Annotated in this window: 24 protein-coding genes; 15 read left to right on the plus strand and 9 right to left on the minus strand. The window is 64.0% G+C overall.

Translation table 11 applies throughout. The features are described from left to right. Positions 1-561, plus strand: a 561-nt coding sequence (locus B5F28_RS05085) for a M23 family metallopeptidase (protein WP_158097523.1), incomplete at its 5' end; no start/stop codon positions are given. Between the two features lie 310 nt (positions 562-871). On the opposite strand, the gene B5F28_RS05090 is transcribed toward B5F28_RS05085, so the two are convergent. From B5F28_RS05090 to dapF, 3 genes are all read right to left on the minus strand, one after another. Next, positions 872-1,438 carry a 6-pyruvoyl trahydropterin synthase family protein gene (locus tag B5F28_RS05090; protein WP_087294020.1) on the minus strand — a complete coding sequence of 189 codons (567 nt, stop codon included), beginning with the start codon at positions 1,436-1,438 and terminating at the stop codon, positions 872-874. A 357-nt stretch (positions 1,439-1,795) separates the two neighbouring features. Continuing rightward, the gene (locus tag B5F28_RS05095) at positions 1,796-2,200 is read right to left on the minus strand and encodes a pyridoxamine 5'-phosphate oxidase family protein (protein ID WP_087294022.1); all 405 of its coding nucleotides are present in this window, start codon (positions 2,198-2,200) and stop codon (positions 1,796-1,798) included. 167 nt (positions 2,201-2,367) lie between these two features. Further along, complete coding sequence (dapF, locus tag B5F28_RS05100; RefSeq protein ID WP_087294024.1) at positions 2,368-3,198, minus strand: diaminopimelate epimerase; 831 nt, start codon at positions 3,196-3,198, stop codon at positions 2,368-2,370. A 278-nt stretch (positions 3,199-3,476) separates the two neighbouring features. Between dapF and acpP the strand changes: the two genes are divergently transcribed. The 5 genes from acpP to brnQ all read left to right on the plus strand — a co-directional run bounded on the left by acpP (position 3,477) and on the right by brnQ (position 9,389). Continuing rightward, positions 3,477-3,707 (plus strand): acyl carrier protein, encoded by a 231-nt coding sequence (gene acpP / locus B5F28_RS05105; protein ID WP_058964107.1) that lies wholly within the window; start codon positions 3,477-3,479, stop codon positions 3,705-3,707. 109 nt (positions 3,708-3,816) lie between these two features. After that, complete coding sequence (proS, locus tag B5F28_RS05110) at positions 3,817-5,256, plus strand: proline--tRNA ligase (protein ID WP_087294026.1); 1,440 nt, start codon at positions 3,817-3,819, stop codon at positions 5,254-5,256. 231 nt (positions 5,257-5,487) lie between these two features. Beyond that, complete coding sequence (locus B5F28_RS05115) at positions 5,488-6,573, plus strand: hypothetical protein (RefSeq protein WP_087294028.1); 1,086 nt, start codon at positions 5,488-5,490, stop codon at positions 6,571-6,573. A 76-nt stretch (positions 6,574-6,649) separates the two neighbouring features. Further along, positions 6,650-7,744, plus strand: a complete 1,095-nt coding sequence (locus tag B5F28_RS05120) for a hypothetical protein (protein WP_087294030.1) — start codon at positions 6,650-6,652, stop codon at positions 7,742-7,744. A gap of 328 nt (positions 7,745-8,072) precedes the next feature. Further along, entirely contained in the window at positions 8,073-9,389 is a 1,317-nt protein-coding gene (gene brnQ, locus B5F28_RS05125; protein ID WP_087294032.1) for a branched-chain amino acid transport system II carrier protein, read from the plus strand. Positions 9,390-9,521: 132 nt separating this feature from the next. Here the strand turns inward: brnQ and B5F28_RS05130 are convergent, their stop codons facing one another. From B5F28_RS05130 to B5F28_RS05145, 4 genes are all read right to left on the minus strand, one after another. Then, positions 9,522-10,736: a MalY/PatB family protein gene (locus B5F28_RS05130; protein WP_087294034.1), complete on the minus strand. Its 1,215-nt coding sequence runs from the start codon at positions 10,734-10,736 to the stop codon at positions 9,522-9,524. Between the two features lie 38 nt (positions 10,737-10,774). After that, positions 10,775-11,260 (minus strand): MarR family winged helix-turn-helix transcriptional regulator, encoded by a 486-nt coding sequence (locus B5F28_RS05135; protein ID WP_247643408.1) that lies wholly within the window; start codon positions 11,258-11,260, stop codon positions 10,775-10,777. A 40-nt stretch (positions 11,261-11,300) separates the two neighbouring features. Then, positions 11,301-12,050, minus strand: coding sequence for a tRNA threonylcarbamoyladenosine dehydratase (locus tag B5F28_RS05140; protein WP_087294036.1), 750 nt, complete (start codon positions 12,048-12,050; stop codon positions 11,301-11,303). A gap of 80 nt (positions 12,051-12,130) precedes the next feature. Continuing rightward, complete coding sequence (locus B5F28_RS05145; protein ID WP_087294037.1) at positions 12,131-13,018, minus strand: aldose 1-epimerase family protein; 888 nt, start codon at positions 13,016-13,018, stop codon at positions 12,131-12,133. 174 nt (positions 13,019-13,192) lie between these two features. On the opposite strand from B5F28_RS05145, the gene B5F28_RS05150 reads away from it, so the two are divergent. From B5F28_RS05150 to B5F28_RS05165, 4 genes are all read left to right on the plus strand, one after another. Then, entirely contained in the window at positions 13,193-13,825 is a 633-nt protein-coding gene (locus B5F28_RS05150) for a carboxypeptidase-like regulatory domain-containing protein (protein WP_087294039.1), read from the plus strand. 54 nt (positions 13,826-13,879) lie between these two features. Further along, entirely contained in the window at positions 13,880-14,854 is a 975-nt protein-coding gene (bsh, locus tag B5F28_RS05155) for a choloylglycine hydrolase (protein ID WP_087294041.1), read from the plus strand. 287 nt (positions 14,855-15,141) lie between these two features. Beyond that, positions 15,142-16,917 carry an oleate hydratase gene (locus B5F28_RS05160; protein ID WP_087294043.1) on the plus strand — a complete coding sequence of 592 codons (1,776 nt, stop codon included), beginning with the start codon at positions 15,142-15,144 and terminating at the stop codon, positions 16,915-16,917. An 81-nt stretch (positions 16,918-16,998) separates the two neighbouring features. After that, entirely contained in the window at positions 16,999-17,652 is a 654-nt protein-coding gene (locus B5F28_RS05165; protein WP_087294045.1) for an HdeD family acid-resistance protein, read from the plus strand. Between the two features lie 288 nt (positions 17,653-17,940). On the opposite strand, the gene B5F28_RS05170 is transcribed toward B5F28_RS05165, so the two are convergent. Next, the gene (locus tag B5F28_RS05170) at positions 17,941-18,744 is read right to left on the minus strand and encodes a Crp/Fnr family transcriptional regulator (protein ID WP_087294047.1); all 804 of its coding nucleotides are present in this window, start codon (positions 18,742-18,744) and stop codon (positions 17,941-17,943) included. Between the two features lie 111 nt (positions 18,745-18,855). Beyond that, entirely contained in the window at positions 18,856-19,800 is a 945-nt protein-coding gene (locus B5F28_RS05175; RefSeq protein ID WP_087294049.1) for a putative ABC transporter permease, read from the minus strand. Between the two features lie 200 nt (positions 19,801-20,000). Here B5F28_RS05175 and B5F28_RS15030 point away from each other — a divergent pair, with 200 nt between their 5' ends. The 5 genes from B5F28_RS15030 to B5F28_RS05195 all read left to right on the plus strand — a co-directional run bounded on the left by B5F28_RS15030 (position 20,001) and on the right by B5F28_RS05195 (position 26,046). Beyond that, positions 20,001-20,138 carry a hypothetical protein gene (locus B5F28_RS15030; protein ID WP_247643409.1) on the plus strand — a complete coding sequence of 46 codons (138 nt, stop codon included), beginning with the start codon at positions 20,001-20,003 and terminating at the stop codon, positions 20,136-20,138. Further along, on the plus strand, positions 20,135-21,595 hold the full coding sequence (locus B5F28_RS05180) for a recombinase family protein (protein ID WP_247643410.1): 1,461 nt from the start codon (positions 20,135-20,137) through the stop codon (positions 21,593-21,595). Before B5F28_RS15030 ends, B5F28_RS05180 begins: the two co-directional genes overlap by 4 nt. Before the next feature lie 9 nt (positions 21,596-21,604). Further along, complete coding sequence (locus tag B5F28_RS15275) at positions 21,605-23,680, plus strand: peptidoglycan-binding protein (protein ID WP_275532607.1); 2,076 nt, start codon at positions 21,605-21,607, stop codon at positions 23,678-23,680. Positions 23,681-23,710: 30 nt separating this feature from the next. Further along, entirely contained in the window at positions 23,711-24,397 is a 687-nt protein-coding gene (locus tag B5F28_RS15280; RefSeq protein ID WP_087294054.1) for a peptidoglycan-binding domain-containing protein, read from the plus strand. A gap of 188 nt (positions 24,398-24,585) precedes the next feature. After that, positions 24,586-26,046 carry an undecaprenyl-phosphate glucose phosphotransferase gene (locus B5F28_RS05195; protein WP_087294057.1) on the plus strand — a complete coding sequence of 487 codons (1,461 nt, stop codon included), beginning with the start codon at positions 24,586-24,588 and terminating at the stop codon, positions 26,044-26,046. Positions 26,047-26,083 lie beyond the last annotated feature (37 nt).

A 26,083-nucleotide genomic window follows, 5' to 3' on the forward strand; every position in this document is an offset into this window, starting at 1 on the left:
AGATGGGTATCAGAGACAGCCCCGGAGGCCACCCAAGCCCCGGCGGGCGAGAACGGTGAAACCGGCGAGGGCAGCGAGGGCGGTGAAAGCCAGCCCACACCGGCCCCCACAGCCGCACCCACTCCGGCCCCGACCCCGGCGCCCACACCCGCGCCCACCCAGGCGCCCAGCACCGGCCTGTCCATGACCTGGCCGCTGCCCGGCTACTCCAAGCTGTCCACCCATTTCGGCGAGGTGATCTACGGCAGCCCTCATTACGCCATCGACATCCCCGCCCCCAAGGGCACCCCCATTGTGGCGGCAGCGGACGGCACCGTGCTGCTGGCGGGCTGGAACTCCAGCTACGGCTACTGGGCCCTCATCAACCACTCGGACGGCATTTCCACCGTATACGCCCACATGACCGAGGGCAGCCTGGCGGTGAGCGCCGGTCAGACGGTGAAGAAGGGCCAGACCATCGGCGGCGTGGGCAACACCGGCTTCTCCTTCGGCAACCACCTGCACTTTGAGGTTCGCAAGAACGGCGTGAAGGTGGACCCGCTGGGCTACGTCTCCCCCTGACCGAATTTTCATTTTGAACGCACAAACGCCCCCGCCCCGGAAGTTATTCCGGGGCGGGGGCTTCAGCTTATCGATTCATTCGCTCTGATAATGGAGCGACACAAAAAACGTCAGGATTCACGGGCATGTACCGGAAATCCTGACACCTTGACAGAAAAAATACCCGGTTTCGTGTGCGAAGTGCGCGAAACCGGGTGTTTTTTCGCCGGAAAAGGGTACTGGGGGAAACCAATAAGCATCCCCCGCGCCTTGCGCGGGTGGTGCGTTTGGTGTCCCTCAGGAGTCTGGCGAACTTTTCGCCAGACTCAATTCAGGACTTTTTATAGCCGCACTTGGGGCATACGCCGTTCTCGTTCAGGGCGATGCCGCACAGGGGGCAGCGGTCGATGTGGTTGCGGGTCTCGAACTCGGCGCTGGCTGCGTTCACGCCGCTGGTGAAGGTGATCTTGGCGATGTTCAGCTTGTCCTTCAGCAGGTCGTAGACGATCTTGATCATGCCTTCCACGGTCAGGGTCTCCTTGGTCACCACCAGGCGGCACTCCGGATAGGCGGTGGCCAGCTCGGTCTGGAAGGCGGGGCCCTTCATCTGGTTCTGAGGCGCGCCGTTTCGGATGCCCTGCTCCTCATACACCTTCAGTACCGCGGGCAGCAGGGGGTCGTCCTCACGCAGGATCAGCGCGTGGTCAAAATTCTTCAGCACCTCCCAGGCGGTCTTCTGGATCTCGTTGCAGGGGAAGACCATGTTCACGCCGGGCTCCACCGTGTCCTCCACTTCGATGGTCAACACGCCGGTGTGCCCGTGCAGATACTGGGCTTCGCCCTTAAAGCCATAAAAACGGTGGGCATACTGCAGGTCCAATTTGGTGATACTTCTCATGGAATAACCTCCTTAACTGTTTTGATTGCTTGCGTTTTGGGGAGCTTTTCGCCCCGACCGCTGGGGATGCGGCCTCGCCTGTTCGGCCCCTTCATGGCTTTGGCGCTTGGGAGAAAAGCGTTAGCAGGAATATTTCCTGATTAGATGATACACGTTTTTCCTTCTCTTGTCAAGAATAATTCCTATTATTTTGATCTAATTCTGAAAATAAGCCATTCTATACAAAAAATCCGCCGCTGTTTTGTTCCAAACAACGGCGGATTTCGTTTCAATTTTGTTGATTGGGGGCAGGCACACAAAAGCGCCCGCACAGGTTTGTAACCGGCGCGGGCGCTTCGTTTTGCATATGTATGAAAATCAGAACTTGGCCAGGACCTTGCCCTCATCCTGCCGGTCGAACAGCACCGCGCTGATGTGGTCCAGATAAATCAGGGCCAGATGCTTGCCGCTGTCGGCCTTGTAGGCCTCCTTCAGGTCGGGCATGGCCTCGTACACCGCCGCGTAGGTCTCGGGGCTGCGGTCGAAGTTCACGGTGCCCTGAATGCGCAAAAAGCTCTCCTCGCCCAGCGCCACGCACAGCTCCAGATTGGTGTTGTCCAGCAGCTGCTTGTAGGCTTCCTTGTCCTTGCACAGGGCCAGGTAGAAGTAGCCCTTGTAAATCATATAGTGGTTCACGGGGCGCACACGGGGGCAGTAGCCCTCCACGGTGGCCAGATACATCGTGGGTCTTGCCTTTAACAGCTCCATCAATTCATCCATCATGAATCCCTCTCTCCCAGCGTACCCGGTCCGCTGCCCCCTCCCGGGGCTTTGCCGCACGGCTCAGGCCGCTTTTCTTCTATTATAGCATCCATCCCCCGGGGTGCAAGTACAAATTTATTACGGCACCACCGCACACATGTTCTCGCCTGTTCCTTTTATAAAGGCACTCACACCTCCACCACGCCGGTGTAAACGGTCTTGGCCGGGCCGGTCATTCGGATCTGCCAATCCTCGCTCACCCGGATGGTCAGCCGCCCGCCGGGCAGGTCCAGGGCGATGTCGGTGTCCGGCTCGCACAGCCGCAGCATCACCGCGGCCGCCGCCGAGGCGCAGGCTCCGGTGCCGCAGGCCAGCGTCTCGCCGCTTCCCCGCTCCCACACCCGCATGGCCAGATGGTTCTTGCCCATCACCTGGATGAACTCGGCGTTCACATGCTCGGGGAAGGCCGGGTGGTTCTCGAAGCCGGGGCCGATGCGCTCCAGATCCAGCGCCTGCACATCCTCCACCAGCGTCACGCAATGGGGGTTGCCCATGGAGAGAGCGGTCACCTGCCAGGGCTGGCCCTCCACCGCAATGGCCCGGTTGATCACCGGGTCCGGTCCAAGGCCCTTCACCGGCACCAGAGCCGGCTCGAATTCGGCGGTGCCCATCTCCACCTGCCAGATGCCCTCGCCCTTGCGGGAAAGGTGCTTGATGCCTGCCAGCGTCTCGATGGTCATCTCCTCCCCGGCCACCCCGTGCTCATACAGCCACTGGGCCACGCAGCGGATGCCGTTGCCGCACATGGCGCTCTCGCTGCCGTCGGCGTTGAACATGCGCATGGTGGCGTCGGCCACCTGGGAGGGGGCGATGCAGATCAGCCCGTCCGACCCCACCGAGAACCGCCGGGGGCTGAGCAGCCGGGCCAGCTCGGGGGCATTGTCGATCATGCCCTTCAAACAATCCAGATAAATATAGTCGTTGCCGCAGCCATGCATCTTGGTAAATTCCAGCCGCATGCCCATCCCCTCCTGTCACATTCGGGCCCGGGGCCCGTTGATTCTGCTTTTATTATAGCCGGATTTGGCCCGGCGCACAAGAAGCCTGCCGCCGGGCCGTTTTTTCGGGTTGCACCGGCCTGTTTTAAGGATTTAACCCTTGACAAGGTTCCCCAGATACGCTATAAAATGTATAGTAAATAAAAGGCAGCCCCGCTCGATTCACGCCTAGCGGCTCAGGCGGCGTTGCCCTAACTCGCCCGACTTGCATGGGCATATAATAAGGAGAGTTTTGGAATATGGATACTTTCGAGCGCATCCGTGAGCTTCTGGCGGAGCAGCTGGACATCGACGAGGAAAAGATCACCATGGACAGCAACATCCTGGAGGACTTCGAGGCCGACAGCCTGGACGTGGTCGATATGGTCATGAGCCTGGAGGATGAGTTCGGCGTGGAGATCCCCGACGAGGAGATCGAGAATCTGCACACCGTGGGCGATGTGGTCCGCTACGTGGAAGACAACACCTGATCCCACCCCAATCACATCATGCTGCCTCCCCGGCAGGCCGGCCGGCCCGCCTGGGGGGCTTATTTTTGCCCGGGGGTTCCGGGGCGACGAGTAAGGAAGGAAAAAGCAAATGAGCGAGCAGAAGAAGAAACTGGTGGAGGCCATCACCCCCATCAACGAGGACTTTACCCAGTGGTACACCGACGTATGCCTGAAGGCCGAGCTGGTGGACTACTCCACCGTAAAGGGCTGCATGATCCTGCGCCCTTACGGCTACGCCATCTGGGAGAACATCACCCACATTCTGGACGGCATGTTCAAGGCCACCGGTCACGAGAACGTGGCCATGCCCATCTTCATCCCCGAAAGCCTTCTGCAAAAGGAGAAGGACCACGTGGAGGGCTTTGCCCCCGAGGTGGCCTGGGTCACCTACGGCGGCGCCGAAAAGCTGGAGGAGCGCATGTGCGTGCGTCCCACCAGCGAGACCCTGTTCTGCGACCACTTCGCCCATGTGCTGCACTCCTGGCGCGATCTGCCCATGAAGTACAACCAGTGGTGCAGCGTGGTCCGCTGGGAAAAGACCACCCGTCCCTTCCTGCGCAGCCGTGAGTTCTGGTGGCAGGAGGGCCACACCATCCATGAGACCGCTCAGGAGGCCATGGAGGAGACCGAGCAGCAGCTGAACACCTACGCGGACTTCTGCGAGAACTACCTGATGATCCCCGTGGTGAAGGGCAAGAAGACCGACAAGGAGAAGTTTGCCGGCGCCGAGGCCACCTACACCATCGAAGCCATGATGCACGACGGCAAGGCCCTGCAGAGCGGCACCAGCCACTACTTCGGCGACGGCTTCTCCCGCGCCTTCGGCGTGCAGTTCGCCGGCCGCGACAACACCCTGCAGTACCCCCATCAGACCAGCTGGGGCGTGTCCACCCGCCTGATCGGCGCCATCATTATGACCCACGGCGACGACGAGGGCCTGATCCTGCCCCCGGCCATCGCCCCCTTCCAGGTGGTCATCGTGCCCATCGCCGCCCACAAGCCCGGCGTGAACGAGAAGGCCGAGGAGCTGGCCGCCCGCGTTTCCAAGTTTGCCCGCGTCAAGCTGGACAACAGCGATAACTCTCCCGGCTGGAAGTTCAGCCAGTGGGAGATGAAGGGCGTGCCCCTGCGTCTGGAGATCGGCCCCAAGGACATCGAGAAGAACCAGTGCGTGCTGGTGCGCCGCGACACCCGCGAGAAGTACTTCGTGAGCCTGGATGATCTGGAGACCGAGATCCCCCGCCTGCTGAACGAGCTGGCTCAGAACATCTACAACCGCGCTCTGGAAAACCGCGAGAACCGCACCTGGACCGCCACCACCATGGACGAGGTCAAGGAGCTGGCCGAGAAGAACAACGGCTACATCAAGACCATGTGGTGCGGCGACCTGGCCTGCGAGGAGAAGATGAAGGAAGAGGTTGGCCTGTCCAGCCGCTGCATGCCCTTCGAGCAGGAGAAGCTCAGCGACGTCTGCCCCTGCTGCGGCAAGCCCGCCAACCTGATGGTCTACTGGGGCAAGGCTTACTAAGCCGCACCCTTTGCAGCCCATATTCTGCAACAACAAACCCGCCCCCTCGGACACTTCCGAAGGGGCGGGTTTTCTGTTCTGCACAAAAAACGCGGGAATTTTTCTCCTTCTCCCCGCCCCGGGTTTTGCCCCGTTTGTGCAATGAGCGGGGCCTTCGGTTCGTTTTCAGGGTAAGAGAAGTATTTTTTAACGATCTTTTTCTCCCATTCCCTGAAAAAGGAGGGATTTTCCATGACCCGCAGCTTGACTCGTTTTGCCGCCCTGTCCCTTTGCGCCGGGCTGCTGTTCACTCTCTGCACCGGCTGCGCGCCCGCCGCCCCCGCGCCCTCGGAGGCTCCGGCCAGCTCGGTGACCGCCGAAAGCTACGCGCCCGCGCCCACCACCATCCCTCTGCCGGACCCGCTGCCCGAGCCGCTCCAGCCCACCGAGGAGGAGCTGGCCGCTCTGACCGATGCCATCGAGGCCGGCTTTCGGGCCGACTGGGACCGGCCGGGCCGGTATCTCACCGCCCGGCTGGACAGCGTGCGGGTGATCCCGCCGGAGGAATGGGCGGATCTGGAGCTGCCCCTCACCAGCGGCAACACCCGGCTGGGGGGCAAAAGCTGGATGGACTGCATCACCGACCCGGGCGGCTGCCTGCTGATGGCCCAGACCACCACCGAATATACCCCCGAAGCCCTGGTTGGGGTGCCCCAGTATTCCGACGGGGTGATGACCCACGTGTATCTGGCGGTGAACGGCGACGAGGGCTGGACCATCGCGGACCAGTGGGCCTACTATAAGGGCAGCGAGCTGCCCGAGCCCAGCCCCGACCCGGCCCAGGAGGAGCTTGGCCTGACCCGGAACCAGTGGGTGATGCTGCAGCACCAGACCCGGGCGCTGGCCCTTTCCGGCATCTTCCGGGACCTTGACGATCCCTTAACCGAACTGACCGCCGAAGAATGGGCCAATTACCTGTATGCCCGGTCCGAGAGCTGGTTCGGCCTGGCGGAGGACGGCCGCACCGAGATTCCCGCAGGCACCATTTTCCGGGCGGACTTCACCGACCGGATCAGCGGCGAGGACCCGACCCTCGCCGCGCTGGAAAACACAGAGGAGCCGCTGCCCGCCCCCTGTGCGGCCTGTGAGGAGATCAAAACGCTGCTGGACGCGGACCCCCAGGCCATCGCCTACAGCCGCACCGGCGACGTGGTCACCGCCACCCTGACCCTTCCGCTGGAAAGCGGCACCGTGGCCATGGAATACATCTTCGGCCTGGTGCCGGACGACCCCGCCCCCTTCAGCCGCACGTATCTGCAAAGCGCCCACCGGGCGTGAGTTTTTCGCACATCCGCCGCGCGTTCTTTTGGCAGACCGCACGGTTTGCCTGATTCCCCAAAAGGAGGGAGTTCCCATGACCCGCAGCACGTTCCGCCTTGCCGCCCTGGCCCTCTGTGCCGGGCTGCTTTTCACTCTCTGCACCGGCTGCGCGCCCGCCGCGCCCGCGTCCTCGGGGGCTCCGGCCGGTTCTGCCGCCGAAAGCACCCTCACCGTCACGCTGCCGGACCCACTGCCCGAGCCCATCCAGCCCACCGAGGAGGATCTGACCGCCATCACCGATGTGCTGGAGACCCGGTTCCGGGCCGACTGGGACCGTCCGGGCCGGTATCTCACCGCCCGGCTGGACAGCGTGCGGGTGATCCCGCCAAAGGAGTGGGCGGACCTTCAGATCCCGCTGACCGACAACACCCCCTGGCTGGACGGCAGAAGCTGCCTGGACTGCATCACCGACCCGGGCGGCTGCCTGCTGATGGTGCGGACCACCACCGAATACACCCCCGAGGCCATTCTCTGCGGGCCCCAGTATTCCGACGGCACAGCCGACTACGTGTATCTGGCCCTGAAAGAAGACGCAGGCTGGACCATCGCGGACGGCTGGCGCTATTACATGGGCGGCGAGCCGGTCACCCCCAGCACCGACCCCATGCAGCAGGAGCTGGAGCTGACCATACAGCAGTGGCTCATGCTGCAGCACCAGACAAGGGCGCTGGCCCTTTCCGGCATCTTCCGGGACCTTGACGACCCCTTACAGGAGCTGACCCCCGCCGAGTGCGCCTGGTACCTGTACGCCCGGTCCGAGAGCTGGTTCGGCCTGACCGACGAGGGTCGAACCCAAACGCCCTCCGGCATCATCTTCCAGGCGGATTTTGCCCGGGAAAACGCCTCCTGGGCGGGGGACTGGCGGGGCGGCGGGCCCTGCATGCCGGTGGCCCTGCAGAGCCCGGAGGAGGTGCTCCCCGCCCAGAACCCGGACGAGGCCGCCATCCGCGCCGCGCTGGACGCGGACCCGGACGCCATCGTGTATGAACGCACCGGCGACACCGTGACCGCCACCCTGACCCTGCCGCTGGAGAGCGGCACCATCGCCATGGAATACACCTTCGGCCTTGTGCCGGACAGCACCGGCCCGGTGAGCCGCACCTGGCTGCAAACCGCCCGCCGGCTGTGAATGCCGCCCGCGCACACAATTCTCTTCAAGCCGCAGTCAACCGCGCCCGGAGCAAAGCCGGGCGCGGTTTTCGCGTCTTTTTCTGCTGCCAAAGTTTTTTCCTGTTTTTCATCCAATATGCCTATTGACAATATAGGTTTTTGGCCGATTCGCCGGATTTTCCCGGCTTTTTTGTGCGAATTCCCCTTGTGATTCCCCTGCTTTTGACGGGTTTGGCCCATTCGATTTACAGCTCTGCCGTGGACAAGTGTTCCTTTTTGTGCTACACTGGAACAACTTACTTTTTCCCAACCAGCGATTCGACGCTTTTTTATAAGGAGGAAACAGCGTGCAGCGATTATCCAAACGGGACAGCTTCTTTGTGGGCCTGACCCTGTTTTCCATGTTTTTCGGGGCGGGCAACCTGATCTTCCCGCCCTTTCTGGGCGCGCAGGCGGGCACCGATACCTGGCCCGCCATGATCGGCTTTGCCATGAGCGCCATCGGTCTGCCCGTTCTGGGCGTGGTGGCGGTGGCCCAGTCCGGCGGTCTGCCGGTGCTGGCGGGCCGGGTGAGCAAACGGTTCGCCTGGCTGTTCACCCTGCTGATCTATGTGTCCATCGGGCCGGGGCTTGCCATTCCCCGCACCGCCAGCACCTCCTTCGAGATGGCGGTGAGCCCCTTCTGGCCGGACGCGCCCCTCTGGGTGCTGTGCGCCTATTCCTTCGTATTCTTCGCGGTGGCCATGCTGGTGGCCTTCAAGCCGGAAAAGCTCACCGACCGGCTGGGCAAGGCGCTGGGACCCATTCTGCTGGTGCTGATCTTCGTCATGGTGGCAGGCTGCTTCGTGAACGCCCCCGGCGGCTACGGGGTGCCCAGCCGCAACTACACCGGAAACGTGGTGGCCCAGGGCTTTGTGGACGGCTACCAGACCATGGACACCATTGCCGCTTTGAACTTCGGCATCATCATCGCGCTGAACATCCAGAACCGGGGCGTGACCGATGAAAAATCGGTGGTGCGCCACACCATCCGTGCGGGCTGGATCGCCGGTGCGGTGCTGCTTGTGGTCTACTCGGCGCTGGCTCACATCGGCGCGGTGAGCGGCGGCAGCTTCGACAATTATTCCAACGGCGCGGGCGTGCTCACCAACCTGATGAGCTGGATGTACGGCCCGGCGGGCACCGCCCTGCTCGGCCTGATCTTCGTGATCGCCTGCCTGAACACCTGCATCGGTCTGTTCAGCTGCTGCAGCGAATATTTCAGCCTGCAGTGGCCCAAGATCCCTTACAGGGCCTGGGTGGTCATCTTCGCGGTGATCAGCTTCTTTGTTTCCATCGCCGGGCTGAACACCATCCTGGCCATCTCGGTGCCCATCCTCAGCGCCATCTACCCGGTGGCCATCGTGCTCATCGCGCTGGGCCTCGCCCACCGCATCACCGGCAAGGCGCCTTTGTGCTACCCGGTGGCGGTGGCCTTCACCATTCTGATGAGCGTACCCGGCGCTCTGGTGCAGGCAAAGCTGCTGGGCGGCCCGGTGGCGGCCTTCTTCGAGGGCCTGCCCCTGTATACCGAGGGCCTTTACTGGCTGCTGCCCGCCGTTCTGGGCGGCGTGCTGGGCGCGCTGGCCAGCCTGCTGGGCATCGGCCGCCGCCGCAAACTCTGATTTTCTTCTCTATATGCATTTTCTCCCCAAGCATGCACAAGGCCCCCGCGGGCAAACGGCTGTTCTGCCGCCCCGCGGGGGCCTTGTGTTTTGTTTTGTATCTTAGATAAGAGAAAACGCCTTTGCCGCTGCTCAGTCGCTAAAGACATATCTGTCCAGCCGGTCGAAGGCCTCCTGAATCCGGGAAAGCGGCGAGGCCACATTCATCCGGATATGGCAGGGCCCCTGGAAGGCGCGGCCGTCCTGCCAGCCGACGCCCACCGCCCAGCCGGCCTTCAGCACCTCATCCAGCGTGCGGCCGGTGCGCCTGCAGTATTCGGTCAGCTCCAGGAACAGCATGTAGGTTCCCTGGGGCATGGCGGCCCGCACGCCCTGATAATGGTCCCGGATGTGCTCACAGGCATAGCGGCAGTTGCCCTCCAGCACCTGCAGCAGCTCCGCCACCCATTCCTCGCCCTCCTGGCTGTAGGCGCCCAGCAGCGCATGCATGGAAAGCACGTTCATCTCGTTGTAATGGGTGGAGCGGCCCTCGCCGGTGACCCGGTCGCGCAGATACTGGTTGTAAATGATGTGATAGCTGCCGGTCAGACCCGCCAGATTGAAGGTTTTGGAGGGGGCATACACCGCCACCGTGTGCTCTCTTGCCCAGTCGTTCACCAGCAGGGTGGGGGTGTGCTTATGGCCGGTATACACAATGTCTGCCCAGATTTCGTCGCTGATCACCAGGCACTGGTTCTTTTCAAACACCTCCATGGCCTTTTCCAGCTCCCAGCGCTCCCATACCCGGCCCGCCGGGTTGTGGGGCGAGCAGAAGATGGCCAGATGAATCCGGTTCTCCCGCAGCTTCCGGTCCATGTCCTCGTAATCCATCCGCCATATTCCCTGCGCATCCTGCGCAAGGGGGCTGTACACCGGCACCCGCCCCAGCATATCCACATCCGCCTTGAAGCCCACATAGACCGGGCTGTGCAGAAGAATTCTGTCGCCGGGGGCGGACAGGGTCTTCACCGCGCTGGTCACGCAGCCGTGCACCCCGTTTTCATAGCCGATGTATTCCTTTTTCAGATCGGCGAAGCTGTTGCGGCGGGTCCGCCAGCTTATGATTTTGGAAAAGTATTCCTCCCGGGGCTGAAAATAGCCGTACAGCCCATGCTGCGCCCGCCGGATGATGGCCTCCGGCACCGCCGGGCAGGTGGCAAAGTTCATATCCGCCACCCACATGGGAATGGCATCAAAGCCCTCCGCCGGGGCCTCCGGCTCACTGCCCCAGTATTTCTGGCCGATGCCCTCGACGGCGGTTGCATCAAAGCCCCGCCGGTCGATGATGGAGGTAAAATCGTATTTCATTGCACTCGTCTCCTTTTCCGCGCAAAGGGTGCCTGCTTTCAGGCAAACACCTCCCGGCTGCGGCGCACATCATCGGCATAGGCCTCGTTGATGCGCTGCTGCACCCGCAGATAAAGCGCCAGCTCCTCCTCGGTGAACTCGGCCAGCCGGTCAAAGGTTCGCTGCTGGCAGTCGGCGCTGAAGGCGGCGTGGTCCCGGTACAGGGCCTGACCGCTCTCGGTCAGCTGCAGCTTGTACTGGCGGTTGTTGGCGGTGTTGCGCAGCTGCTCCACCAGCCCCTTCTCCCGCAGCTTGCGCAGGGTCTGCGAGCAGGCGCTGGGGGTCTTGCGCAGAATAACGGCCAGGTCCGCCGCGGTGATGTCCGGGTACTGGGCGATCAGGTCGATCATATGGGCCTGGGCCTGATACAGCATGCACGCACCGTACCGGTGGGGCATGGCGTCGTATTCACACATCAGATCGTAGGCCTGGTTCTGCTGGTTCCAGATCTGCTCCAGCAATTCGCGGCGCTTTTCGTCGTTCACAGCCGTGTTCCTCCCGTCTTGTTTTGCCTGCACCGAGCCCTCAGGGCTGGCCGGTCAGGTCCCGCACCACCTTGCCCGCGATGATCAGCCCCGCCGCACCCGGCACAAAGCTCACGCTGCCGGGGGTCTGCTTTTTGGGGTTTCCCTGCCGCACCGCAGCGCCCGGCACCTCGGCCGGGCCGTCCAGCTGCTTCGGAGTGAGGGCAGGCTCGGTGGAATACACCACCGGAATGTTTTTGTAGCCTCTTGCCCGGCACTCCCGGCGCATCACCCGGGCCAGGGGGCAGGCGGTGGTCTTTTCAATGGTGGTCAGCTCCAGCAGCTCCGGGTGCAGCTTGTTGCCGGTGCCCATGCTGGAGATCACCGGCACTCCGGCGGCCAGCGCCCGGCCGATGATCTCCAGCTTGGCGGTCACGGTGTCCACCGCGTCCACCACATAGCTGGCCCCCTCGAAGGGGATCTGGTCGGCGGTGTCCGGCATATAGAACAGGGCGAGGGCCTGGACCCGGCAGTCCGGGTTGATGGCCCGGATGCGCTGGGCGGCCACCTCCACCTTGCTGCGGCCCACCGTGTCGGTGAGGGCGATCAGCTGGCGGTTGCGGTTGGAGTCGGCAATGGTGTCGTCGTCCACCAGGGTCAGACGGCCCACGCCTGCCCGGGCCAGGGCCTCGGCCACGTAGCCGCCCACGCCGCCTACGCCGAACAGAATCACGTGGGCGGCGTGCAGGGCGTTTACGCCCTCCTCGCCAAGCAGAAGGGCGGTGCGCCGTTCAAAGGGTGCGATGCTCATGGGTCTTGGTTCTCCTTTTTTGGGGTATCGTTTGGATGAAAAAGGGGCCGGGGGCAGCTTCCCCCCGGCCCGGCGCTCGCTCAGCGCTCGAAGGTCATGTTCAGATCGGTGCTCCAGCTCTCGCCCGCGGCCAGGGCGGCGGCGCAGGGCTTCTCGTTCCAGTCCCCGCCGAAGGTCTCGGTATCCGGCAGGCTGTGCCAGGGCTCGATGCACACAAAGTGCAGGTTCGGGTTGCCGGGCGCGCTCCAGATCAGGGTGTAGGCAAAGCCCTCCAGGCCAACGGTGACGCGGCGGCCAGTGTCCTTCTCCACCACGCTCAGGGTCTTGGCGGTCAGCTGGCTCATGCAGGTGGAATCGTGGTCGAACATCCGGTCGTCCATGGGGATGACGGCGCTGTTCTCCATCAGCACACGGATCTCGCCGGTGACCAGGCCGCTGGTGGCGCCGGTCTCGATGACCACGGGGGTCTGGGGGGTATCGAAGCGCAGCTCGTAGTCGGCGGTGGTGTGCTTGTCGTCAAAGGGCAGCGCGAAGCCCGGGTGGAAGCCGAAGCCGAAGCGCAGCTCTTTGTCGCCGGTGTTGGTCACGGCGATGGTCTGGCGCAGGGTGCGGCCGGTCAGGGTGAAGGTGCTCTCCAGGGCGAAGTCCCGGGGCAGCTTCTTGCGGGTTTCCTCATTAGAGCGCAGCACAAAGCGCATCACACCGTTTTCGGCGCTCACGAACTCGTGCTCGAAATCCCGGCCGAAGCCGTGCTGGCCGCCCTCGTAGGTCTCGCCGTCCAGGGTGTAGCGGCCGCCGCTGAGCTTGCCGCAGTAGGGGAACAAGATGGGTGCGCGGCGGGGCCACACATCCTTCTGGCCGTCCCACATCATCTCGGCGCCGGTGGCCTTGTCCACCACGCTCATCAGCTCAGCACCCTTGGACTCCACGGTGACGGTCAAAAATTCATTTTCAATGGTATGCTGCATAAAAACGCTGCCCCTTTCTTTTTGGTAAAGACGTTACCTAAAGTATAGTACACCCGGGGGAAAATTCCAAGAGTGTCGATTGGCACGTTTGCGGAATATTCTGGAACCAGAGCGGACGGCACACACGCACCCGCCCGCACGCCAAATACCAACCAACGAAAGGAGTTTTGTCCCATGATGAACGGCTGCCTTTTGGTGCAGAGCTACGCCGCCCGCCAGAGCGCCCCGGTGCCGGGCGTGACCGTGACGGTGCGCGGCGAGGGCCATGCACCCGTAACCGTGACCACCGATGAAACCGGCACCGCGCCGGTGATCACACTGCCCGCGCCGGATAAGGCGCTCAGCCTGGACGAAGCCAACACCCAACAGCCCTACAGCGTGTGGGAGGTCACCGCTGAGAAGGAGGGCTACCAGACCGTGACCATGCAGGGGGTGCAGGTGTTCGCCTGCCAGACCGCCCTGATCCTGCTGGAGATGCTGCCTGCCCAGCGGCTGGGCGGGCCCCAGCCAAAGCCGGAAAGCTTCGACATTCCGGCCCACTCCCTCTACCGGCCCGAGGGCCCCTCCAGCGTGGCCCCGGCGGCGAACTGCCCGGCCCCGCTGGTGCTGGCCACCCCCATCGTGCCCACCACCATCACGGTGCACCTGGGCAAGCCCAAGGAGAGCGCCCGCAACGTGACGGTGAGCTTTCGGCACTACATCGCCAACGTGGCCTCCAGCGAGGTCTACCCCACCTGGCCGGGCGTGACCAAACCCGCGGCGGCGTTTGCCAAACAACGGATTTTTCCGGCGGATGTGGTATACTAGCCTTAACGAAACATTCCCCCAAGACCGCGGCACCGCCGCAAGGAGACTACTCTTATGTGCACAAGCATTGCTTTTTCCGCCCCCTATCCCCTGTTCGGCCGTAATCTGGACCTGGAAACGCCCTTCGGCCAGCAGGTGGTGGCCACCCCCCGCTCCTTCGCCTTCCATTTTCACCGCCGCCCGTCGATGCCTCACCATCTGGGCATGATCGGCATGGCCACCGTGGCCGGGGGTGTGCCCCTGTATGCCGAGGCCATGAATGAGGCCGGGCTGTACATGGCCGGGCTGAACTTCTCCGGCAACGCCTACTACACCCCCGCCGACCAGGCCGCGCCGGACGCGGTGGCTCCCTATGAGCTGATCCCGCTGGTGCTGGGCAGCTGCCGCACCCTGAAGGAGGCCCGGGAAATGCTCACCGGCATCGACCTGCTGGGCATCCCCTTCGCGCCGGGCTATCCGCTGGCCCCGCTGCACTGGCACATTGCCGACGGCACCGGTTCGCTGGTGATGGAGGTCACCGCCGAGGGCTCCCGCCTGTACGAGGACCCGGTGGGCGTGCTCACCAACAACCCGCCCTTCCCGGTGCAGCTGGCCAACCTGACCGGCTACCAGACCCTTTCCGCCGCGCCGCCGGAAAACCGCTTCGCCCCCGGCCTTGCCCTCACTCCCTACGGCCAGGGCATGGGCGCCATCGGCCTGCCGGGCGACTGCTCCCCCATGAGCCGGTTCGTGCGGGCAGCCTTTCTGAAGGGCAACTCCATCCACACCACCGGCGACGACGCGGTGAACCAGTTCTTCCACATTCTGGACGCGGTGGCCATGGTGCGGGGCAGCGTGATGACCCCGGAGGGCAAGCCGGACCTGACCCTCTACTCCTGCTGCGCTGACCCGGCCCGGGGCGTGTACTACTTCAAGACCTACGACAACAGCCGCATCCACGCGGTAAGCCTGCTGCGGGCCCCGCTGGAGGCAAGCACCCTCTGCTGCTGGCCGCTGCCTGGCGGCCACGGCTTCGAAGCCCTGAACTGAATTCTTCCCTTTTCCCCCTGGCCTTCGGGTCAGGGGGATTTTTTCCTTTTCCTCCTTTTTTTGCCGCAAACGCAAAACCGTTGTTTGGCAAACCGTTTCCCGCCCGGATTCAGCGTATGATGAATACAGGTCAAAGGCGATGCGCCTTGCCGGTTTTCCCTTTCTTGCAAACGCTGTGTGCTGCTGCAAACGGGCAAGCAGGCCCGGGTCCTCCCGCTTTTTGTACCATCCATTTTCTTTTTATCGCCGGGCAGGGTAGCGCCCCCCCGGCACAGGAGGTATTTTTTATGTACTACAGCAACGGCAACTACGAAGCGTTTGCCCGCCCCCGCACCCCGAAAAAAGCCGAGGGCAAATCTGCCTGGCTGGTGGGCGGCGGCCTTGCCAGCCTCTCGGCGGCGGCCTTCCTCATCCGGGACGGCGGCGTCCCCGGCGAGCGCATCCACATTTTGGAGGAATCGCCCCTGCCCGGCGGCGCCTGCGACGGTATTCTGGACCCCCAGCTGGGGTTTGTGATCCGGGGCGGCCGGGAGATGGAGGACCACTACGAATGCCTGTGGGACCTGTACCGGTCCATCCCCTCGCTGGAGGTGGAAAACGCCAGCGTGCTGGATGAATTCTACTGGCTCAACAAGGACGACCCCAACTTCTCGCTGAACCGGGCCACCCTGAACCAGGGCGTGAGCGCCGAAACCGGCAACCGCTTCGGTTTAAGCGACGCGGCGTCTCTGGAGCTGATGGCGCTCTTCTTCGCAAAGGACGAGGACCTGTACAACAAGACCATCGACGAGGTGTTCAGCGACGAGTTCTACGCCTCCAACTTCTGGCTCTACTGGCAGACCATGTTCGCCTTTGAAAAATGGCACTCGGCGCTGGAGATGAAGCTCTATCTCCACCGGTTTTTGCACCACATCGGCGGTCTGCCCGACCTTTCCGCCCTCAAATTCACCCGGTTCAACCAGTACGAATCGCTGATTTTGCCGCTGGTGGAGTACCTGAAAAAGGAGGGCGTGCAGTTTGAATACGGCATCAAGGTGACCAACGTGCTGTTTCACTTTTTGCCCGGCAAGAAGGTGGCCCACCGGCTGGAATTCATCCAGAACGGCCAGCCCCGCAGCCGGGAGCTGGACGAGAACGATCTGGTCTTTGTGACCAACGGCTCCTGCACCGAGGGCGCGGCCCTTGGCTCCAACGACGAGGCGCCCCGCCTGACGGTGGAGAACGGCGAGGGCAGTAGCTGGCAGCTGTGGAAGAACCTGGCGGTTCAGAACCCGGCCTTCGGCAACCCGGACGCCTTCTGCTCCGACATTCAGGCCACCAAGTGGGAATCCGCCACCGTGACCCTGCTGGACGACCGCATCGCCTCTTATGTGCAGAAGATCTGCCACCGGGACCCCTATTCCGGACGGGTGGTGACCGGCGGCATCGTGACCGCCAGGGACTCCGCCTGGCTGATGAGCTGGACCTTCAACCGGCAGCCCCACTTCAAAGCACAGCCCGCGGGCCAGCTGGTCGGCTGGATCTACGGTCTTTCCCCCGATGAACCCGGCGACTATGTGGGCAAGCCCATGGCGGAATGCACCGGCGCCGAGATCTGCATGGAGTGGCTGTACCATCTGGGCGTACCCGAGAACGAGATCGAGCTGCTGGCCCGTGAGGCCGCCTCCACCGTTCCCTGCATGATGCCCTACGTGACCGCCTTCTTCATGCCCCGTGCCGCAGGCGACCGGCCCCAGGTGGTGCCCGCCGAATGTGTGAACTTCGCCTTCCTTGGCCAGTTCGCCGAGACCCGGCGCGACACCATCTTCACCACCGAATACTCGGTGCGCACCGCCATGGAGGCGGTCTACACCCTGCTGGACGTGGAGCGGGGGGTGCCCGAGGTGTTCGGCTCCGCCTACGACCTGCGGTGCCTGCTCAACGCCACCCACTACCTGCTGGACGGCCGCAAGCTCACCGACATGAAGCTGCCCCTGCCCTACAAGCTGGCCCTGCACGCCGGGCTGGACAAGTTCCAGGGCACCGTGCTGGAGGAGCTGCTGGCCCGCTACCAGCTGATCTGACCCCAAGGCAGGCCAGGCCCGGCACAACACCAGGCCCGGCAAAAGCCGAAGCCAACGAACCATCCTGAGGAGGAATCATCCATGAAAGAAACCAATTACACCTATACCCACACCGGCGCGGACTACCTGAACGACGGCCCGCCCCGGGCGGAATTTACCCCCGACGGGGAAACGGCCTTTGTGCCGGTGAACGGCAAGAGCGGCCTGCTGGTGGGCGCGGCTCTGGTGGGGGTGGGGCTCGTCTCCATTCTGGCGCCGGGGGCGGCGGGCATCTCGCTGGCCACCCTGCTCACCGGTGGGCTGGGCGTTTACGGCATAGCTCAGATCATCGCCTTCGCCCGCCTTCCCTGGGACAAGCGCAGCGGCTGGACGCTGGCCAACGGCATCGCCATGACGCTGCTCAGCGTCGTTACCCTCTGGATGGCCCTGACCACCCCCCTCGGGATGGTGAGCATGATCGCATCGCTGGCCTCGGTGGCCGCCTTCTTCGGCCTGCTGGCCGGTGTGGGGCAGCTGTTCCAGTACACCACCCTCCGGCGCACCAAAAGCCCCGGCGCGGGCTGGGTGCTGGCCAGCGGCATCGTGAACCTGCTGGTGGGCCTTGTGGTCATGGCCGCTCCGGTGGCCGGCTGGTTCGCCCTGAGCACCCTGTGGGGCACCTTTCTCGCCGGCAGCGGCGTGGCGGTGCTGGCGGAATCCTGCTCCGGCCACCGGGGCCTGCGAGCGGTGGAATAACCGCTCCCGGCTCCGCGCCGCAAACCGCAAATCAAAGAACGCCTTTCCGAAGTTCGGAAAGGCGTTCTTTTTTGCCTGCATTTTTCCGTTGCCGCAGGCGCTTTCCTCCACCATGCTCCCACAGCCCTCTGCCGTGCCCGCCAGCGCGTGCCCAGCCCCGGGCAGGGGCCTTGTACTCAGAGTTCAAACAGCCGCCCAGGGTGCCCTGCAGCCCGCCCCAGAGGGTGCCGGCATCCCCGCAAAAAAGCCCCCGAGCTGCATTAGCCGGGGGCTCTGGATATGTATGGGTCACTCCTCGTTGGGGTCCGGCTCGTGGTCGGTGATGGGCATCTGCACCAGCAGCTCAAAGCGGCTCTTCTCGAACTTGAGCAGCCCCTCGTCCCGCATCTTGCACAGCTCGTTGGACATGGCGCTCCGGTCCACAAACAGGAAGTCCGCCAAATCCTGCCGGTTCAGCGGGATCACAAAGGTGCGGCTGCCCGCCTTGTGGTACTGGGCGCTCAGGTAGTCCTGCAGGCGCTCGCGGGTGGTGCGGCGGATGCTGTCCTCCAGCTTTTTGGTCAGCCGCTGGGCCTTCTGGGCCACCGCCAGAGTCAGGTTCTGCACAAAGCGGATCTGCCCCGGGTCGGTGAGCCGGTTTGCCCGCAGCAGCCCCTCCACCCGGAAGAAGAGCACCTCGGCGGCAGTGGCGGCGGTAATGGTGCTGTGCAGCCGGTAGCCGCCCACCGCGTTCAGCACGCCCAGGGTGTCGCCGGGGCCCAGCACATCCATCAGGTTGCTGTTGCCCGCCGCATCCGCGTGGGCCAGATGCAGATTGCCGGAAAGGATCAGCGCCACCTCCTCCAGCGCATCGCCGTCCTGCCCGATCACCGCCCGCCGGGCATAGCTCGCCCGCCGGGCATTCACGGCCGCCAGCGCACTGCGGATCTCCTCATCGGTCATGTTGCGGAACAGGATGCAGTGCCGCAGCGTTTCCAGCTCCACCCCCAGCCGCTGTTCCATGGATTGTTCGGTCTCCATGCCGGTTCCCCCTTTTTGCTCCGGCATGCCATACCGCAGCCGGTATTCCTGCTTTACATTGTTCTGTTTCATCCTTATTATACTCCTTGTGCGGCGGCCTGCAAGACCGCCCTTTTTGTGTTTTGACTCAGCGAAGCGGCGGGCCGTATCCGGTCCGCCGCTTCGTGTATTGGTGCCAGGGAATTACTGTTCGCTGCCGGTGAGGGTGCGCAGCTCCTCCATGGCCTCCGGGTGGAGGCTGGTGGTGGAGCCGGGGTTGCGCTGCAGTACCCGTGCCGCCCGGCGATACATCTCGTCGGTGCGCCGGTGCATGGCCGACAGCTCCCGCTGAATGGCCTTCTGGTCCGGCCCGGCAAGACCCGGGTGCAGCTTGCCCTCCCGCCGCAGCTGTTCCAGCTGGCGGCTCATCTGCCAGAGCATCCTGCGGCGGCGTTCCCGGGCCGCCTCCAGCCGCAGGCTCACCACGCCGGCGGCCCGCTCGCCCTCCTTGCGCAGGCCGTCCAGGGCATCTCGGGCATCCTGCTGCAAAAAGACCCCTGCAATTTCCAGCCGCCTTTGCAGCCGTGCAATCTGCTGCCGGCTTGCGCTCAGCTGCTCCAGCAGCCGCCGCAGGTCCAGGGCCTCCCGGGTGGAGGCGATTGCATCCGCCGCAAAGGCCAGGGTCAGCGCCGCGGCCAGCATGGCCGCCGCCGGGCCGCTCAGTGCGGTGACGGCACCCGCCACCGGGGGCTGGATGACCCGCAGCAGCAGTACCGAGAATACGCCCCAGCACAGCGAGGCCATCAGGCAGATGTACCCGTTCAGGTTCCACTTTTCCTTGCTGTAGTCCCAGTAGCGTACATGGAACATCCGCTCCATGGCCCAGCCGGTGGCGTATTCCAGCGCCGTGGCCCAGAACATGCCGCTGAAAAACAGCATCGGCAGGCTGCCCGCCACCGGGGCGCACAGGGCCAGAATGGCCACCGCGCCGAACCCGTAGATGGGGATCACCGGCCCATGCAGAAAGCCCCGGTTCACCCAGTGCTTCTGACGCACCGAAACATACCCGCTTTCCCAGACCCAGCCCAGAAATCCATAGCTAAAAAACAGCAGCACCCATTGGGGAAGTGTATAAAGTCCCAACATCATATTGCTTCATCCTTCCATTGGCCCGGCCGTCTCGCCGGGTCCATGATCTCATTGTACCCTTTCGGGGCTTTTGTTGCGGTTGGCTGCACAACGGACTGGCTCTTCCGTACAGATTTTGCGCATTTTTCCGCCCGCCCGGCTCATAGGATGATACGGCGGCAGCTGCCGCGAAATGCATCGAACAGGAGGGATTTTTTCATATGGCGTCCATTCATTACATTCTGGAGGAGCATTTTCTTGCCAAGGGCGACCGGGAGCGGGCGGCGGCGGTGCGCCGTCTGGCCGAGGCGCTGACCGAAAGCACGCCCCAGCCGCCCAAAGAGGAGCCGGAGCGTTGACGCGGGCGGCGCTCTACTGCCGCCTGAGCCGGGAGGACGAGGGGCTGGAAGCGTGTGCCGAGAGCGAGAGCATCCAGAACCAGCGCTCCATGCTGCTGGCCTGGGCGGAGCGGCTGGGCTATGCGGTGCAGGGCGTTTACTGCGACGAGGACTACTCCGGCGCGGACCGGGATCGCCCGGCCTTCAACCGGATGCTCGCCGCCGCCCGGGCCGGGCAGATCGACGTGATCTTAGCCAAAAGCCAGTCCCGCTTCACCCGGGACATGGAGCTGGTGGAAAAGTACCTGCACGGGCTGTTTCCTCTCTGGGGGGTACGGTTTCTGGCGCTGGTGGACCATGTGGACACCGGCGACGCGGCGGGCAAAAAGAGCCGCCAGATCTACGGGCTGATGAACGAGTGGTATCTGGAGGACCTTTCCGCCAATGTGCGGGCGGTGCTCACCCACAAGCGGCGGCAGGGGTGCAGCATCGCCAGCAGCCCGCTGTATGGCTACCAAAAGGACCCGGCCCAAAAGGGTCACCTTCTGCCGGACGAATCCACCGCCCCGGTGGTGGAGCGCATCTTCGCGCTGGCCCTTTCCGGCCTGGGGTGCGCGGCCATCGCCCGTCGGCTGAACGCCGAGGGCATCCCCGCCCCCGCCGCCGCCAAGGCGCTGGCGGCGGGCAAAGCGCCGGGGCCGGGCCTCTGGAGCAAGGCCACGGTGCACCGGCTGCTCACCAACCGCACCTACGCGGGGGATCTGGTGCAGGGGCGGGTGGAACGGATCAGCTGGCGGGGCAAACAAACCCGCCGCCTGCCGGAAAGCCGCTGGATCGTGGCCCCCGCCAGCCAGCCCGCTCTGGTGAGCCGGGCGGTGTTCGACCGGGTGCAGGCGATGCTTGCCGCCCGGGCCCGCTCGGGCAGCCGGGGCGCGCCCCATCCGCTGGCCGGGCTGGTGGTCTGCGGCCTGTGCGGTCATTCGATGGAACAGACCCGCTCCGGCACCATCCCCAAAAGCGGTGCGCCCACCCGGTATTTCCGCTGCCGCACCGCCCGCCAGAGCCCCACGGCCTGCCCCGGTCAGCCCTATCTGCCCCTTTCGGAACTGGAAGCGCTGATCGCCGGGCGGGTGGCCGCGCTGTTTGAAGCCGCGGCCAGCCTGCCCCCGGCCCCGGCCAAGGCCCCGCCCCCCGGCGCGGGGGCGGGGCGGCGGCTGCGGCTGGCGCTGGCCCGGCTTTATCAGGACAAGGCCGCCGGGGTTCTGGGGGAGGAGGAATTTGCCGCTTTGCGGGGCGAGCTGCTGGCCCGGCTGCGGCAGCTGGAGCCGCCCCAGGGCCCGGAAGCGCCCGAAGCGCCGGACCCCTCCACCCCTTTGCCCCTGAGCCGGGAGCTGACGGCGGCGCTGATTGAAAAGATTGTAGTCTGGCCGCCGGACGCAGCGGGCAACCGGCGGCTGGAAATTTTCTGGCGGGTGTAACGCGCGGGTTTGGTCACGCCCGCCTGGCCGGAGCAGGCCCTGCGGGCCAACATCCACGCCCAGATCAGTCTGGCCATGAACCGCATCTTCACCGAGTGGTACCCCAGCCGGGGCTACACCTTCAACATCACCAACTCCACCAGCTACGACCAGTATTACGTGCACGGGCGCAACATCTTTGAGGTGATGGAAAAGCTCACCGACGACATCTTCAACACCTATGTGCGCCGGCAGGGCACCATCGAGCCCTACTACACCGAATACTGCGACGGCAAGTCCGTCACCTGCAAGGGCATGAAGCAGTGGGGCACGGTGGACCGGGCCAACGAGGGCAAGAACGCCCTGCAAATCCTGAAATACTACTACGGCAACGACATCGAGATCGTGCGCACCAACAACCTGCAGGACATCCCGGAAAGCTATCCCGGCAGCCCGCTCCGCCGTGGCGACAGCGGCACCAACGTGCGCATCATCCAGCGGCAGCTCACCCGCATCGCCAAGGACTACCCCTTCTTCGGCAACCCGGGCACCGACGGCGTGTTCGGCGCGGCCACCGAGTCCACGGTAAAGGCCTTCCAGAAGCAGTTCAGCCTGACGGTGGACGGCGTGGTGGGCCGGGCCACCTGGTACAAGATCAGCTATATCTATGTGTCGGTGAAGGACCTGGCGGAGCTGACCAGCGAGGGCGAAAAGCCCAGCGGCGAGAGCAACGTGAACGGCAGCACCTACCCGGGCACCGCTTTGCAGGTGGGCAGCACCGGCACCGGGGTGGAGCGCATCCAGTTCTGGCTGAATGCTTTGGCCGAATTCGACCCCGCCCTGCCCAGCCTCACGGTGGACGGCATCTACGGCAATGCCACCGCCAATGCGGTGCGCGCCTTCCAGCGGGAGAACGGCCTGACCGTGGACGGCGTGGTGGGCCCCGCCACCTGGGAGGCCATTGCCGCCGCCTACAACAGTCTGGAAAGCGACATTCAGGACCAGCCCAGCGGCTACCCGGGCACCCCGCTGCGTCAGGGCGACCGGGGCGACAGCGTGCGCCTGATGCAGTTCTACCTGCGCATGGTGGCCTCCAACTTCTCGTCCATCCCCACCATCACGGTGGACGGCATCTTCGGCGCGGCCACCACCAGCGCGGTGAAGGCCTTCCAGAAGGAATTCGGTCTGACCCAGGACGGCGTGGTGGGCCCAGCCACCTGGCAGAAGCTGTATGAGGTATACGGCGACGTGGCCGACAGCCTGCTTGCCCCCAACCAGCGCCCCGGCACCTACCCGGGCACCCCCCTCAAGCAGGGCAGCACCGGCAAGTCGGTGCGGGAGGCCCAGTTCTATCTGAAGCTGCTGGCAGTCTACTTCCCCACCCTGCCCACCGTGACCATCGACGGCATCTACGGCCCGTCCACCACCGCGGCAGTGCGGGCCTTCCAGACCATGTTCGGCCTGACGGCGGACGGCATCATCGGCCCCGCCACCTGGCAGGCGCTGTATGAGCAGGCCCAGCGGCTGCGCTCGTCCGACGGGCTGCTGGCCGCCTTCAACCTTGTGCCCTGGCCCGGCTTTGAGCTGATGATGGGCGCCGAGGGGCCCTCGGTGGCCTTTGTGCAGTTTTTGCTGCGCTATATCAGCTATTTCTACGACACCGTGCAGGACCCGGGCAAAATCGACGGCATCTTCGGCCAGAGCACTCTGGATTCCCTGCACAGCTGGCAGCTGGAGTTCAACCAGCCCGAGAGCGACACGGTGGACGAATTCACCTGGAACGCGCTGGAGGCCACCTTCCTGAGCCTGGCCGGCGGGGTGCCGGATTCCACGGTGCCCGCCGCCGCGCCGGAGTACCCGGGCTACGTGATGGCTCCGGGCAGCGCGGGCGGGGCGGTAAGCTCGCTGCAGCAGGCCATGAACGGCATCGCCCAGCTGTACTGCGTGGCGGATTTTGTTCCCAACGACGGCGTTTACGGCACCGAGACCACCAGCGCGGTGACCGCCTTCCAGCAGGGTCTGGGCCTGCCCGCCACCGGCGTGGTGGACCGCACCACCTGGGATGCCATCTTCGCGCTGCTCTATCCGCCCATTCCCGAAGCCTGAACACCCCACCAAACGAAAGGAGCGAACACCATGCCCAAGATCTTTGTGTACGATGCCTATTCCAACAAGATGATCACCTACAACCTGGGCGAGAACGACACCATGCCCTACTCCTACGGCACCACCATGAAGGTGAAGGAGTTCCGGGGCAGCAGCCAGAGCCCCACCCTCTGGACCACCACCGCCGCCATGGAGGCCTGGAACCTGACCCGCCGGTCCTACGGCAAGGGCATCCACATCGGCTACGCCTTCAAGCGCATCTGGGAGGGCGGCCACGGCACCCGCAGCCAGCACTACGCGGGCGTTGCCTTTGACGTGGGCCAGGGCCAGGGCTCCAGCGCCCGTAACGCCATCTGGAAAGCGGCCAAAAACACCGGGGCCTGGGGCTACGTGGAGCCCCAGGACATGACCCCCACCTGGGTGCACTTTGACCGGCGCTACGGCAAGCCCGCCTGCAGCGGTACCACCGCCGGATACCCCACTGTGCGCCGGGGCTCGGTGAACACCTACGTGCTCATTCTGCAGGACGCGCTGAACGCCCTGGGCTATTCCACCCGCACGCTGGACGGCAAGTTCGGCGCCAACACCGAAAATGCCCTCAAGGCCTACCAGCGGCAGAGCGGCCTGACCGCGGACGGCATCTGCGGCTGCAACACCTGGAAAAAGATCACCGCCGCCTCGGTGGGCATCGGCCGCACCAAGACTGTGATCGACTGACCGCCGTCCTCTCACAAAAAGCCGGGCTTCCCAACGGGAGGCCCGGCTTTTCTGTAAACTTTTTGTACCCATTTCATGACAAAATCACTCAAAATATGGACTTTTGCGCTTGTTTGTTTATAATAGGGAATAAGACTGTTTTCCCGCGCCGGGTTTTGCCCGCCGCCGAAAAGGGGGCTTACCTGTTTATGATCCGCAAAAATCAGAGGCTGCTGAACATCGTCAACTGCCTGTTGGATATCTCGCTCATCGCGCTGGCCTATCTGCTGGCGGTGTGGCTGTGGCTGGGTGTTTACCGCGACAACCTGTTCAACCCGGCGGTGGTGCTGCTGCGCACCGGGTCGCTGCTGCCCGCTTTTTTCTACGGGGTGGTCATGGCCGCCATCTACTATGCCTTCAAGCTGTACGGCTCCTTCCGGTTCTCCACATTGCTGGACGAAACGGTGGCCCTGCTCAAGGCGAACCTGCTGGGCCTTTTGCTCATCGGCATGACGCTTTACCTCACCCGGGCGGTGGATTTCTCCCGCGGGGTGCTGGCGCTGTTTTATGTGTTCTCCACCGTTCTGGTGGTGGCCAAGCGGATCACGGTGCGGCGCATTCTGCGCCACTACCGGATGCTGGGCTACAACCTGAAGCACGTGCTGATCGTGGGCAACGGCCGGCTGGCTCTGGAATATGTGGACTCCCTGCGCCGCAACCCCCAATACGGCTATAACGTGATCGGCTATGTTGCCGCCAGCGAAAAGCCGGGCCTGGGCAGCCATCTGGGCCGCTACGAGGACCTGCCGGACCTTCTGAGCGGCCCGGCGGTGGACGAGGTGATCGTGGCGCTGGAGCCCCACGAGGCCCGGTTTATGAACACCATCATCGCCGCCTGCGAGAAACAGGGCACGAAGATCCGCATCATCCCCTTCTACAACGACTACATTCCCAGCCGCCCCACCGTGGATGTGATCGGCTCGGTGAAGCTGATCAGCATCCGCACCATCCCGCTGGACAACATGCTCAACGCCGCCTTAAAGCGGGCCATGGATGTGGCGGGCAGCCTTGTTCTGATCGTGCTCACCAGCCCCATCATGCTGATCGCGGCCATCGGGGTGCGGCTTTCCAGCCCGGGGCCGATCCTGTTCCGGCAGGAACGGGTGGGCCTGAACAAACAGACCTTCACCATGTACAAGTTCCGCAGCATGCGGGTGAACGCCAGCCAGGACACCGGCTGGACCCAGGACGCCGACCCCCGCAAAACCTGGTTCGGCAGCCTGATCCGCAAGTGCAGCATCGACGAGCTGCCCCAGTTCTTCAACGTGCTGAAAGGCGACATGAGCCTGATCGGCCCCCGGCCGGAGATCCCCCATTTTGTGGAGCAGTTCAAGGAGACGGTGCCCCTTTACATGGTCAAGCATCAGGTGCGGCCGGGCATCACCGGCTGGGCCCAGGTGAACGGCTTCCGGGGCGACACCTCCATTGAGGGACGCATCCAGTGCGACATCTGGTACATCGAGAACTGGTCCATCTTCCTGGACATCAAGATCCTGTTTATGACCGTGTTCGGCGGCCTGTTCAACAAGGAACAGCTGCAGACCGGCCACGCGGCCTCATCCCCCAAAAACGGACAGGCTGAGGACAAAACGGACAAGCCGGACCAATAACAAAAAGCGCCGGGCCGGTGCGAAGAGAAAACCTCTC

It is taken from the genome of Gemmiger sp. An194 (assembly GCF_002160145.1).
Classification (GTDB): domain Bacteria; phylum Bacillota; class Clostridia; order Oscillospirales; family Ruminococcaceae; genus Allofournierella.

Bases quoted from the DNA above. Each gene is read 5' to 3' on its own strand.
- B5F28_RS05090 (WP_087294020.1), bottom strand. From the start codon at position 1,438: ATGAGAAGTATCACCAAATTGGACCTGCAGTATGCCCACCGTTTTTAT.
- B5F28_RS05095 (WP_087294022.1), bottom strand. From the start codon at position 2,200: ATGATGGATGAATTGATGGAGCTGTTAAAGGCAAGACCCACGATGTAT.
- dapF (WP_087294024.1), bottom strand. From the start codon at position 3,198: ATGCGGCTGGAATTTACCAAGATGCATGGCTGCGGCAACGACTATATT.
- acpP (WP_058964107.1), top strand. From the start codon at position 3,477: ATGGATACTTTCGAGCGCATCCGTGAGCTTCTGGCGGAGCAGCTGGAC.
- proS (WP_087294026.1), top strand. From the start codon at position 3,817: ATGAGCGAGCAGAAGAAGAAACTGGTGGAGGCCATCACCCCCATCAAC.
- B5F28_RS05115 (WP_087294028.1), top strand. From the start codon at position 5,488: ATGACCCGCAGCTTGACTCGTTTTGCCGCCCTGTCCCTTTGCGCCGGG.
- B5F28_RS05120 (WP_087294030.1), top strand. From the start codon at position 6,650: ATGACCCGCAGCACGTTCCGCCTTGCCGCCCTGGCCCTCTGTGCCGGG.
- B5F28_RS05130 (WP_087294034.1), bottom strand. From the start codon at position 10,736: ATGAAATACGATTTTACCTCCATCATCGACCGGCGGGGCTTTGATGCA.
- B5F28_RS05140 (WP_087294036.1), bottom strand. From the start codon at position 12,050: ATGAGCATCGCACCCTTTGAACGGCGCACCGCCCTTCTGCTTGGCGAG.
- B5F28_RS05145 (WP_087294037.1), bottom strand. From the start codon at position 13,018: ATGCAGCATACCATTGAAAATGAATTTTTGACCGTCACCGTGGAGTCC.
- B5F28_RS05150 (WP_087294039.1), top strand. From the start codon at position 13,193: ATGATGAACGGCTGCCTTTTGGTGCAGAGCTACGCCGCCCGCCAGAGC.
- bsh (WP_087294041.1), top strand. From the start codon at position 13,880: ATGTGCACAAGCATTGCTTTTTCCGCCCCCTATCCCCTGTTCGGCCGT.
- B5F28_RS05160 (WP_087294043.1), top strand. From the start codon at position 15,142: ATGTACTACAGCAACGGCAACTACGAAGCGTTTGCCCGCCCCCGCACC.
- B5F28_RS05165 (WP_087294045.1), top strand. From the start codon at position 16,999: ATGAAAGAAACCAATTACACCTATACCCACACCGGCGCGGACTACCTG.
- B5F28_RS05170 (WP_087294047.1), bottom strand. From the start codon at position 18,744: ATGAAACAGAACAATGTAAAGCAGGAATACCGGCTGCGGTATGGCATG.
- B5F28_RS05175 (WP_087294049.1), bottom strand. From the start codon at position 19,800: ATGATGTTGGGACTTTATACACTTCCCCAATGGGTGCTGCTGTTTTTT.
- B5F28_RS15030 (WP_247643409.1), top strand. From the start codon at position 20,001: ATGGCGTCCATTCATTACATTCTGGAGGAGCATTTTCTTGCCAAGGGC.
- B5F28_RS15280 (WP_087294054.1), top strand. From the start codon at position 23,711: ATGCCCAAGATCTTTGTGTACGATGCCTATTCCAACAAGATGATCACC.
- B5F28_RS05195 (WP_087294057.1), top strand. From the start codon at position 24,586: ATGATCCGCAAAAATCAGAGGCTGCTGAACATCGTCAACTGCCTGTTG.